This is a genomic window from Methanosarcina flavescens (genome assembly GCF_001304615.2).
Taxonomy (GTDB): Archaea; Halobacteriota; Methanosarcinia; order Methanosarcinales; family Methanosarcinaceae; genus Methanosarcina; species Methanosarcina flavescens.
The window spans coordinates 1120145-1133534 of sequence record NZ_CP032683.1; the positions used below are offsets into that span (position 1 = coordinate 1120145).

Here is a 13390-nt window from a genome sequence, read left to right on the forward strand (position 1 = left end):
TTTTCTTCCCTAATGCTCCAACGTTGAATATTCCAAAACAGAATCGGCTGCTCATTTTTTTAAAAGGTTCTGGAGTGAATTAAAGTCAGAACCGAAAGCTTCCACTCGATCTTTTAAAATTTGAAGGCTGTTTCTGTGCAAGTTCCGACATTAGAATAATTTCAAATCAACCTTGTATTGTGGAGTGACATTCTGGTTTTTTTTCACCAGGTGGTCAGGATTCATAATACATTGGTGGGATAAGATACGTATGGCACAAAGTAGGTTACTGGTTTTATGTGCAGTAGTTCTTTTACTGCTAACACAGAATGTATTGGCTACTAAAAACAAGGTAAATAACTATAATTTTTCTTCTGTAAGGCCCCAAGACTCCTTGCAAATTATCTGAGGGATAATATGCATAAAAAAGCTTACTTGTTGTTCTTAGGTGCATTACTTTTCCTGATGTTTATACCAGGTGTACTGGCAGACGAAAATAAGATAAACATAACTTATATTGCATATTCTCCAAGTGATGCTCTGGAGTTAGCCAGCAAGACAAATCAATATAGCAAATCCATAGAGTACACCTATATCCCTGCATATAATTCCACCACAAATGGGGCAAGCGACGAGCTGCTTGCAGCAGGGAAGAGTGGATTCCTCAAGACACAGGATGTAGTCTTCTGCCAGATGCTCGGTAAATCTGTATATGAACCAATGGATGAAAGTTTCAAAGCGGCTTCCGACAATGGGGCTTCACTTCTGGCAATTCAATCCGCAGATACCCCTTCTTATTTTGCTTATGATTCTAATGGTTCTGTTAGCGATTCCATAAGCAACTATTACAATAACATGGGCACTGAAGGAAACGGGCTCAAGAATGCGGAAGATCTATTGATCTATCTTGCAACAGAATACGGAGGGCTCTCGGAGACCAGTGCGGATTCAAATAACACTAATGAAAGCTCAGGCAATGAGTCTTCTCTGGAGAATACCACTGATTCAACCACTGGTTCTACTACTGATTCAACCACTGGTTCTACTACTAATTCTACTACTGATTCAACCAATGATTCAACCAATGACTCTAATCGCACAAATATGAACCTGGGCAATGAGTTCCTATTTATTCTCGGTTCGGAAGTCAATGAGCCTGCACTTAGAAATGCTGCATCAAATTCCGACATTTCATCTGAATTGAATGTAACTATTTTCTCAATGAACGATGCCGTTCCGGAAGGTTTTGATTTCTCTAAATATTCAATGGTCTTTATCGAATCGCAGGATGAATCTGCAGTAAATGCCTGGGCAACGGGCATAAATTCTACCAAAGAAAGCGGCTCCATGGTTATAGGTTACAACCTTTCGTCTAACATTACCTTCCCTAACGTTGACCTGTATTCTGATAACTACACTGACATCGAAAGATACTGGGTGCAGGGCGGCGAAACAAATATGGAGAACATGCTTAAATTAATGGGGCAGAAGTTCTCAGGTGTTTGGGAAGGAGAAACTATTGCACAACCAGAAATCCTGCGGCTTAAAACCAATATAACGTACATCACGAATTCACATACCAACATCTTTTATCTAAATAATGTCCTTTCGGAGAGAAGCATTATCACTGATTTGTTTAATGTCAATGTGATTTACGGCATGGGCGGCAAAGAAATAGCTGCAAACCTATCCAGTCTTCCCCAGCAGGATGTTATCATACTGTACATGATCGGCTACAACGATCTGCCGGAGTTCAAGGATTTACTTCTCAGTGCCAGGGCAAATGGAACCCAGATAGGACTTGTTGCGACCAGCGATGTTTATGGATTAGCCACAGTAAACATGGATGATCTGCCATACAGTCCGATCAAGAGTTACATCTACAGAGATGGTTATATCAATATGGAGAATTTTGTCCGCTCGATTGGAGCAGTATTCAAAAACATATACATAGAGCATTCCCCTGCTGTAGCTCCTTCGATTCCTAACCATGGGATCTACCATCCGGATGCTTTCCCAAGGATTTTTGAAAACAGCACCGGATATCTCGAATGGTATGCAGATAATGGTTATAATGCCTCTGCACCCACAATAGGCTTAATCATAACTCATAATATTCCAAAAGAACGTATCTCCCTCTCTGCAGAGGATGCCATAATAAGGAACCTTGAGTCCAAAGGTTACAATGTAATCTGTTCGACTTATAAGGTCGCTGCAGAAGATGTGGATTATTTCACCAATAATGGGACAGTGCTTGTCGATTGTATAATTTCCTTAAAAGGCTTCACGCTGAATTATGAAGACCAGGAAAAGGGCGTGGAATACCTGAAGAAGTACAATGTTCCGGTACTTAAAGCAGTTGAAGATGCATCCCAATCACCAGACCAGTTCAATGAAAGTGAACGCGGCCTGGGACTCATCATGGCCCCATCTTCAGTGATCCAGCCTGAGATTGATGGATGTACAGATTATATCTGGGTGGCTGGATACGTTCAGGATCCTGAAACACAACAGTACTATTATTCACCACATCTGGACCAGGTGGACTGGCTGTGCAACAGGGCCATTGCCTGGGCGGAGCTTGGAAGGACCAATAACGCCGACAAGAAGGTCAGTATTCTGTACTGGAATCATGAAGGAGGCAAAAACGACATCGGGGCCAGCTACCTTGATATCGGGTCAAGTTTCACGCTACTACTTGAACAGATGCGTGCAGAGGGCTATTATGTAGGAAATGAGACTATCCCCAATGGCAGTGAGTTCATGGACCTGTTCATCGAAAGCAGGAACGTTGGCGCATGGTCACCTGGAGAACTAGAGAAAGTTGTAAATTCAGGAAATGTTACTCTCTTGCCGGTGAATGAGTATCTTGAGTGGTATAATACCCTGCCTGAAAGTGTGCGCACGGGTATTGAAGGAACATGGGGAGAAGCACCCGGCAATATCATGATTAATGAGAACGAAAGTGGAAAATACTTCGTTATCCCAACGGTGCAGCTTGGGAATGTCAATTTCATTCCACAGCCATCCAAAGCTGGACTTTCCGACGATTCTCTGATATACCATAACACTTCGATCCCACCCACACACCAGTACCTTGCAACATATTTCTGGATAAACAAAGTGTATGATGCCGATGCAATTATCCACTTCGGTACACACGGATCTCAGGAATGGTTAGCAGGAAAGGAACTTGGCATTTCCAGATATGACTACCCGGCGCTGATGGTAGATGACACTCCTGTTATCTATCCATACATAATGGATAACGTGGGAGAGGGCACTCAGGCCAAACGTCGCGGTAATGCGGTGATCATAGACCACCTTACACCGCCTATAGTAACGGCTGGAATTTATGGCGACCTTGCCACAATGGATGAAAAAATTAACAACTACCAGACATCTGTAAGTGAAAATGACACTGCTATGATGGCATTCTATCGCAACAGTACCATAGAGCTTTACACAAATCTTTCAATGGAAAATGACCTTGGAGTAACTCCAGATGAACTCAGAACGATGTCAGAAGACGAGTTTGGAGGTTTCGTAAGTAATACTGTCCATGATTATCTGGATCAACTAAAGTCTACATTGATGCCCTATGGAGTTCATACCCTTGGTGTTGCGCCAGAAAATGAAAAATTGGTGTGGATGGTCAAATCACTGCTTCGCAGCCATTTTGTAGACCATATCTATAATATCATGCCAAAGAACAGCAGTATTGAGGAAGACTGGGAAAGTGTGGCTGATGCCCTTGCAATGGATCTTCTGAATGCCACCTTGCTCAACGAAACAAACGTGTCCACTGCCCAGCTTGAGGTTCTTAGCCTGACAAATGATACCATTGCAGAGGATCTTAATCTGGGCATGGAGTATGCTGACAAACTGAACCAGTCAACACTTGAGATTAACCAGACACTGCGTGCACTTGATGCAGAGTATATCGAGCCAGGTCCAGGCAACGATCCTATACGTAATCCGGAAGCACTACCAACCGGCAGGAACTTCTATAGTTTTGATCAAAGAAAGTTCCCTGATGAGGAAACCACCGCAATGGGTACAATACTCGCAGACCAGCTGGTAAAGGATTATTACGACAGCCATAATGGCACATATCCGGAAAAAGTTTCGTATACCCTCTGGGCCATGGAAACAATGCGCCATCATGGACTTATGGAAGCCCAGATCTATGCCTTGCTTGGTGTAAGTCCTGTAAGAAACAATGGAGTGCTCACCGGGTTTACTGTAATTCCACTTGAAGAAATGAACCATCCAAGGATTGATGTGCTCATCCAGTCTTCCGGAATGTACAGGGATACTTTCCCATATCAACTTGAACTGATCGACACCGCACTCCGAACAGTTGCAGAACTGAATGAAACCAACGAGACTAACTATGTAAGATGGAATTCTCTGAAGATGGAGGATGAACTTCTTGCAAGCGGTTACAATAACACCACTGCAGAATACCTCTCAAGGTGCAGGATATTCAGTGAGGCAATAGGAGATTATGGAAACGGGATGCCCGATGCAATAGCTGCAAGTGATACGTGGGAAAATGAAACAAAACTTGCTGATCTGTTCATCTCAAAGACATCCTATGTATATGGGCAGGACCTCAGCGGAAATGGTCTCTGGGGTGAGAATCATGAAGACCTGCTTACAATGAACCTTCTGGATATAGATGCAGCTATACACAGTGACTCTACAAACCTGTTTGGTATCATTGATGGAGATGACTATTACGGCTATCTTGGAGGCATCGGGCTTACAGTAAGGGCATTAACAGGAGAAACTCCTGAAATGTACATAGCCAGTCTGGAAAATGTGGATAATCTACAGATCATCTCATTGAAAGAGGCTTTGAGGACAGAGCTGCGTGCACGTTACTACAATCCAAAATGGATAAACGGAATGATGGAAGCTGACTATGCAGGTGCCCGTCAGATGATGAAATTTACAGAATATATCTGGGGATGGGATGTTACGAACCCGGATCTGGTTACTGATTCTGACTGGAATGAGATCTATGACATCTACGTCAACGACAAATATGATCTTGGTCTTGACGAGTTCCTGAAAACGGATAACCCATACCAGTATCAGGCTATGACTGCCAGGATGCTCGAAACCTCAAGAAAAGGATACTGGGATGCTTCTGACGAGGTCATCCAGAATCTGGTTAAAGAATATGCGGAGTCTGTGGTTAAAGATGGCGTTACATGCTGTCACCACACCTGTGGAAATGCCCTGCTTGATGAATATGTCCAGGGGGTAATGTCCGTTCCTGATGTTGTTAACCAGGCAACTGCAGACGAATATAAGAGATTGATGCAGGAAGCAACGACTGCCCCACAGCAACCCAGCGAGAGCAGTAGTAGCAGTAGTAGTCACAGAAGCCACAGTACTGGAAGTGCTACTGTGGTTTCAAAAGATAGTGCCCCCAGAAATCAGACTTCAAGTGCCAGGGAATCGACTCATAATCAGACAGTTAAGGATTCGGATGCAGGGTATGGTATGGATTCTCCTGAGCCTGCTCCTGAAGCCCGGCAGACTTCTCAGACATCTGATTCCAACTATGTTGAAGGCTATGAGATGCAGAAAAGTCCTGTTGAAGAAAAAGAAAGTGGAGGTACTTCCTTCTCTGGGGCTGATATCATAGGAATTCTCTTCGTGGTAGCAGCAGTGGGTGGAATTTATATGGGATTCAGGAAAAAGAAGTTTTAAATCCCTATTTGAAAATCGGCGCAAAACAATGAGTGCCGTATTTTTTTCTTTTTACTCATTGTCAGAATATTGCCTTTGGCATTAAAGTGATTTCAAGTACTTTCATTTATTTGCTCCTGTTATGCGAAGAATTACATGTTCGTTTTTTAAAAAGTCGGCTTATTTGTGGACAAGAAAACATTGTAAGGAATGGTATATATAGATATATTTTTGCTTTCTGCTAAGAGTTATTAGCTCTCCCGTTAAGGATATTCTTTAATAGCTGAGGATCAAACTTATAGCCATGACAGTTCTGGGCATAGTTGGCTGCAGAGTTTTTGAGGACGAAATTGCCCACGTGCTCGCAAGCGACCCTGATATAGATTGGGTCTGCATTATAGAGGATGAAGAAAACAGCGGTCTTCTGCACAAGCTTGAAGCTGAAGGGATTGAACCAGTAGTCCTGCCTTTTTACAAAATCAAAAAAAACCTGAGATGTAGTAATGAATTCAGCGTTATTGTCCAGCTTCAGGGAATGGGACTCCATATAGACCCTGCCCAACTTAAAAGTAAGACGTACACAAACGTTAACCTCATGTCCCGGCTTGCGGATGGAATTCTACTTTTTTACGGCTCCTGTGGGCAGGCGTTTTCCAGAATACAAAGAGATTTTGCTCATACAGGATGCCTTCTAAAGCTGCTGCAGGATAGGAGCACAGGCCAATCAACCGAACCCCTTGATGACTGCATTGCAGCAGCCCTCGGGGGCAACTCTCGTTACCGGGAAATCCTGAAAAGCCACAGTGATACCTTCTTCTTAACTCCTATGTGGGCTGTAAACTGGAAAACTGCATTCAGAGTTGGCAATGAGTCACTTTCGGGTTTTGAATTTTCTCCTGAACGTCTGAGAAAACTCGGTTACCGAAAAGTTGCCAGGATTAACACAAAACTGTCTTATGAATCGGTTTTTGAGAAAAAAATTGAAGAATTTGCATGTAACTTCGGTTTCGAGGTAATAGAACTGGAAGGAAGCACTGAAATAGTGCAACAATCGTATAATCAGATGCGAAATATGCTTCTCAGGCCGCTTGATGTCTGATTTTTTAATTTAAAAGTTCTTAAAGAGCTTTAGATCTAATACTTTCCTTAAAAAATTATCTTTTTTGAAATTCAAACTTTCCTCTCTTTCTTGGTTCCTGCGCTTTCAATGATTTATGTTTTCATTTGATTTTTTCCAGGGATATTACTTAAGGTTATAGTTTTTGTTTGTGTAAATCTTTCCTGCATTGACTAGGCTTTCTCTAAAAAAGGATACTCTCTTATTTTTCGTATTTATATTATCTCTGAAGCTAAAATCCATTATTCAAATCCATATCCTTACTTAGTTCTCGAGTTTATTAGATGATGGTTAAAAATTCAATCCTCTATGTAAAAGTAAACAGACATAGTAAACAGACATGCAATAAGCTGGTGTTTATCCCGGGAGTGTGCAATCCCGGGATACATCGAGATAGAAAAAGAACAAATTCTTAAATGATATGAAATTCGGAGGAATAAGATGATTTGAGCAAAAACAATAGCAAGAGCCCTAAAGTCGTATGGAATTGATATCAGTGAAAATGGGATATCTTATCAGGAGAATTAAATGCTCCTATTTCCAGGTACTTCGGTGCGATAGATGAAGAATGAAATTTAGAAGCCTTAATGATAAAACCTAAAAAACAACCCAGTTTTCAAATACCTACCAAATATCTATCAAATATCGCTCGAGGGTAAATACTCTCGAGCAAACCTCCAAAAAAATATGTGATGGGTAATCCTCCAAAAAACCCTATAAAAAACCATGTAATACCTTGTCAAACATTGTTCGAGGGTATATACCCTCGAGCAAACCTCCAAAAACTTCATGTAGTTTATTATCAGAAATAGACATCTTTAGTTCTTTGTTTACACATTTGTTCTGGAGTATTATATAAATATATATTATGTCAAAACACTATCTATTAACCATTTCATCTGAATAACTAATAATCGTGAGCCAAAAATCTTGTTTTATGTATTTTATTCCCTAATGCTCCGAATGTTGAAGATATAATCCAGAATCAGCTATTCATTAGTTTTTTGAAAAATTGAAGTTTATCTCGTTGTAGTTTTCAAAAATTAGAGATGTTTTAGAACAAAATCGCCTAGCAGATCAGATATCCTGGTTATTTTTGCTAGGGTGCTCTAGGATTCGTAACACATTATCTGGAGATAACATGCAAGAAAAATCTATAACGATATCAGTTTTAGTCCTATTGTTGTTTACATCATTATCAATTATTCTGTATTGGCGGAGCCTACTTCGGATTCAAAAAGGTTAAATTAGCATTAAAATCTCAGTATGAAATAATAAATGTCATATTTTTCTTTTTCGGGGAAAAGAGTCTCAATTATTTAGAAATTCTTTTTCCAGACTTTATATAATTTGAACATACTCTGAACATATTCTGAAAATATTCTGAACATACTTGTCTAAAAACACTATTTATTAACCATTTTACCTAAACAGCTAATAATTATTAGCCAAAAACCTTGTTTTATGTATTTTATTCCCTAATGCTGAGTGTTAAAGATATAATACAGAATCGGCTGCTCATTAGTTTCAGGATGTTCTAGATTTTTGTTGCATGTTATATCGAGAGCTTCCAACTCCACTTTTGATATTTAGTAGCTGTTTATGTGTAAATATCTAAAATTCACAATCTTTTAAAATAAAATCGTTCTGTGTACCGGGCATTCTGGTTATTTTTCTCCCGGGTGCCCAAGGTTTCATTATGCAATGTTTGGGGATAAAATGCGTACGGCACAAAGCAGATTATTGGTTTTATGTGCAGTGGTACTTTTACTGCTAGCACAGAATGTAGCGGCTGGTGAAAATCAGGTAAATCTTACTTTTATCTGTTATGATGGAAGTGCTCTTGCTGCGGCAGAGGAGTCCAATCCATACAATGTGAGTATAAATGTAACGTACATCTCAGGTTATTCCAATTTTTCTAATATTGATCTGGGAAACCCTGACGTAATATTTACCTACATGCTCTGGAATCAGTTCGAGTATATAGGTGACGGCCTTGAAAGGGCCCATGAAAAAGGAGCTGCACTCATAGACATTACCTCTATGATGGACCCGACATATATCAACGCTTCAACTTATGATAAGATCTTTGCCGGGACTAAACCATACAATTCTACTGAAGAGAAATTCTTTTACAATATGGGTTCAAGAGGAGTCCTGAAGAAAAACGCTGAAAACTTCCTTATCTATCTAGCAAAAACTTATGGAGATAAACCTGAGCTTACGGATAGCTGGATTTATCAGGACCCAATAGATTTCCCTGAAGCCGGACTCTACCATCCGGATGCACGCTCTTCTACAAATGAATCTCAGCCCGACTGGTTTGAAAACACAACTGATTACCTTGAATGGTACTCTAACTCGGCTAACTTAACTAACTCAAACGAATCAAGACATATTTATGATAAGAGCAAGCCAACTATTGGAATATGGTTCCACGCTTCCGATTATACGGGTGATAACCTTGAAGTCATAGATGCGCTCATCCGTGACCTGGAAGGAAAGGGCTGCAATGTAGTTGCAGGTTTTGAGACCTTCAATGATATCCACAAGTTTTACTTTGATGAGAACGGAGAGCCTCTCGTTCAGTGTGTAATTTCTCTTAAGAGTTTCCGCTTGAATTACGAAGATCCTGATAAAGGTGTACAGGAGCTAGAAGACCTTGATGTTCCTGTTCTCACGGGATTGGTTGTTACAAACCCCTCTAATTCTATTGATGTGGCTGACAGCAACAGGGGTATTCCTAGCAGCGAAATTGTATACAAGACCCTGCTTCCAAGCATTGACGGGATTTTCGAGTACATTGTGATAGGATTTGATAATTACGATACCGAAACCGGTGAAAGCAACTACGAACCTCTGCCCTCTCAGATTGACTGGATGTCAAACAGGTCAATTAACTGGGCAGAACTAAAGTTAAAAGAAAATCAAGACAAGAAAGTAGCTGTCATCTATTACAACTACCCTTCGGGAAAAGACAATATAGCGGCAAATTACCTCAACACCACCCAGAGCATGTTTGATCTTCTCAAAGCAATGAATGAAAGCGGGTATGAGGTCTCCGGAATTCCGGATAACAGCAGCGAACTCCTGGAGATGCTTCAGGCGCAGGGTATCAATGTCGGTTCCTGGGCTCCGGGGGCCCTGAATAAAATGGTAGAAAATAGGGCTGAATGGGGACTGCACCTCATACCCATGGAGACTTACAGAGGATGGTTTGAGTCTGAAATTCCGGAAAACCTGAGGGCCAATGTAACTGCTGAATGGGGAGAACCCTGGTCTGAAGACCTGCCTCAAGACAAGAGTGTCATGATCTATGAGAACGAGACCGGAAAATACATTGTAATTCCCACAGTGCGTTTCGGGAATGTCTGGCTCATGCCTCAGCCTGCCAGGGGTACAGGGCAAAACAATGATACTCTTTACCATAGCAGTGTTGTGCCTCCCACACATCAGTACATAGCTTTTTATCTCTGGCTGAACCACGATTGGCAGCCAGATGCAGTTATTCACATGGGCACCCACGGTACGCATGAGTGGCTTCCTGGTTCAACTTACGGTATGAACCGGACTTCAGAGTGGTCTCCACTGCTGCTTCAGGACATTCCGAATATCTACCCTTATATTGTTGCTAATGTTGGAGAAGGGATAACTGCGGAGTATAGGGGAAATGCCCTTATTATCGACCACCTTACTCCGACTCTTGAACGCAGTGGGCTTTATGGAGGCTTACTGAACCTCTCAATTGGTGTCCAGCAGTACTACGACCCTAGCATTACTTCCCAGACCAGGGCAGGATATAGGCAAGCCATAATAAACGAGATCACAGCGCTCAACCTCAGTGTCGATCTGGGAATTGAAAACGTAACCTCTCTCCAGGATTACAGTGAAGAAGAATTTGAGACTTTCATCAAAAATGTCCTTCATGAATATCTTGAAGATGTAGGGAATGAAAATATCCCATACGGAATGCATATCCTCAGCCGTGTTCCCGGAACGAATATGACAGACCCTGAGAAAGACGAGCTCTCTGCAATGGTAAGGGCTATGCTTGGAGGAAGTTTTGAGAAGAATGTTACTGCTGCCTTTTACTCTGAATCTGCTTATCCTCTTGGAATTCCATTAAACGATACAAAAGTTACAAGACTTGTCTGGGAGGTTGTAACGAATAATACCAATGTTTCCAGTGCACAGCTTGCAGTTTATGGAAAAACCAATAGCACAGTTACACTTGATCTTGAACAGGGGCTGGATTATAGGAACCGGCTTCTTGACTGCGATGTAGAAATTGACAGGATTCTTTCAGCCCTGAATGGAGGATTTGTACCACCGGCTTCTGGGCTTGATCCCATAATGAATCCTGATGCCGTACCGACAGGCCGAAACTATTACAGTGTAAACTCAAAGCTCTATCCTTCGGAGGCGACCTGGGAAATTGGAAAATCCCTTGCAATCCAGTTACTTGAGGACTATTATAGTGAGCACGGGGAATACCCTGAAAAGGTTTCATTCTCAAGGTTCGGTGTTGAATTTATCGGCGACCACGGGACCCTGGAAGCCGAAATTCTTTACCTGCTTGGGATCCAGCCCGTATGGGACGAATACGGGTATGTGACAGGAGTCGAAGTTATTCCCGAAGAAGAACTGCTGCCGAATTACGACAGCTCAAAGCCAGGGAGGCCGCGTATTGATATTGTCTATAGTACGGCAGGGATAAGGGATGCTTTCCCGGATAAGATCAAAATGGTGGACAGCGCTGTAAAACTTGCAAGCTCTCTCCCCCCCGTAAACTATCCCAACTACGTCAACCAGAGTTCACTTGCACTCTACGGTTCCCTTGTTGAGACAGGATATGACAACGATACTGCAACAAAACTCTCAACAATGCGCTGCTTTGCGGTAATGGACGGCACCTACGATATAGGGGTCTCGGACGCTGTCAGTGCAAGCGGGACATGGGAAAACGAAGAAGCCATTGCAAACGTATACCTGGACAAGATGGGATACGCCTACGGAGAGGATTTCTGGGGAATACAGTCCAGAGGCCTCCTTGAAGGGAACCTGAAAAATGTTGAAGCATCGGTACATTCAGCCTCTTCAAACCTTTACGATTCTCTTGACAACGACGACTTTTTCCAGTATTTCGGAGGCATGAACCTTGCAACAAGGTATGTAAAAGGTGACGGGACAACTCCTGAAATGTATGTTTCTGATACAAGCAACCCCGACGGGGCTCAGATGCTTGGAATGCGGGAATACCTCAGCAAGGACCTGAGAGCCAGATATTTCAATGACAGGTGGATTGAAGGCATGCAGAACTCAGGGTATTCAGGCGGCAGTATGATGTCCGAATTTGTGGACAACCTCTTTGGCTGGGAAGTAAGTTCCCCTGAGCTTGTGGATGACACTGTCTGGCAGCAGGTGTATGAGACCTACTCCAATGACCCTGCCATGAGAGAATGGTTCAAACAGAATAACCCGGCCGCTTACCAGTCAATCACTGCCAGGATGCTTGAAGCTGTCAGGCACGATTACTGGGCACCTTCGGAAGACGTTATTGAAAGCCTTGCAACGGAATATGAACAGTCTGTGGCTGAGAACGGGGCTTCATGCTGCCACCATACCTGCGGAAACCCCCTGCTTCACGAGTTCGTAAGCGGGATGGTATCTGTTCCTGGCTATGCTGAGCAGATCGAATCAGCGACCAGAGTCGAGACCAAGGAAATAACAGAATCTCAGAGCAGCAGTAGCAGTAAAGGGCATCAGACAAGTGTTGCTGAAAAACTTAACCAGACATCCAGATCAGGTTCGGAATCACAGGAAAGCAACCAGACTGTTCAGGACTCCGGCACAGGCTATGGAATGGATTCTCCAGAACCTGCTCCTGAAGTCCGCCAGAATTCGGAATCCGATTACGTGGAAGGCTATGAGATGCAGAAAGAAACTCCTGTAACGGAAGAAGAAAGTGGAGGTCCGTCTTTCTCCGGCTCTGACATATTCGGAATTCTTTTCGTCCTGGCAGCAGTTGGAGGAATTTATCTGGGATTCCGTAAAAAGAAGGTTTAAATGCTTTTTGGAAGAAAAGGGCTTTTTTATGCTCTTTTCTCTTCATTTTCCTCTCTCTAATTCTCTCCTTTTTTTAGCCCTGACTTAAATTTTTCCTGATATTTTTTTCTTATCTTCCGTATCCTTTTCTGTTCTTTTTATCGCTTTTCCGTTCTTGTTATCTCCAAGGCTAATAATTGTTACCAATAATCGCAGGTTTTTATGCAAATAAAGTAAAATTGCGTTCAAATTATCCGGTATTATTTATGTTTTGAGGTGAGGTACTGATATTTTATTGGGCTATATCTATCAAAAACAGCTTTTGACAACCAATATTTGAGTGATGTTTTTCCCTGAATGACAGGTAAAGTTTACTTTTGTTATTTCTTTGCTGTGTAGTCCGGGTTTTCTACCAGAATGTACTGGTATCTCTGGCGGCGATATCCTGTAAATAAAATTATAAAGTATTTTGCAGGCATCCGAACAATTCCGCGATAAGTGGCTCTCACAGCAATAAGCTTAATCATATTCTGGAGCAGGATT

4 protein-coding genes are annotated in these 13390 nt (G+C 42.0%); 3 read left to right on the forward strand and 1 reads right to left on the reverse strand.

Features of this window, described 5'->3' with window-relative positions; translation table 11 throughout:
- Positions 1 to 396 precede the first annotated feature (396 nt).
- From AOB57_RS05060 to AOB57_RS05070, 3 genes are all read left to right on the forward strand, one after another.
- On the forward strand, positions 397 to 5706 hold the full coding sequence (locus AOB57_RS05060; RefSeq protein ID WP_054297894.1) for a cobaltochelatase subunit CobN: 5310 nt from the start codon (positions 397 to 399) through the stop codon (positions 5704 to 5706).
- Between the two features lie 283 nt (positions 5707 to 5989).
- Positions 5990 to 6784: a DUF1638 domain-containing protein gene (locus tag AOB57_RS05065; protein ID WP_054297893.1), complete on the forward strand. Its 795-nt coding sequence runs from the start codon at positions 5990 to 5992 to the stop codon at positions 6782 to 6784.
- 1737 nt (positions 6785 to 8521) lie between these two features.
- Positions 8522 to 12868 carry a cobaltochelatase subunit CobN gene (locus tag AOB57_RS05070; RefSeq protein ID WP_054297914.1) on the forward strand — a complete coding sequence of 1449 codons (4347 nt, stop codon included), beginning with the start codon at positions 8522 to 8524 and terminating at the stop codon, positions 12866 to 12868.
- 359 nt (positions 12869 to 13227) lie between these two features.
- Here AOB57_RS05070 and AOB57_RS05075 read toward each other — a convergent pair whose 3' ends face one another.
- Complete coding sequence (locus tag AOB57_RS05075) at positions 13228 to 13374, reverse strand: hypothetical protein (protein ID WP_015411945.1); 147 nt, start codon at positions 13372 to 13374, stop codon at positions 13228 to 13230.
- Positions 13375 to 13390 lie beyond the last annotated feature (16 nt).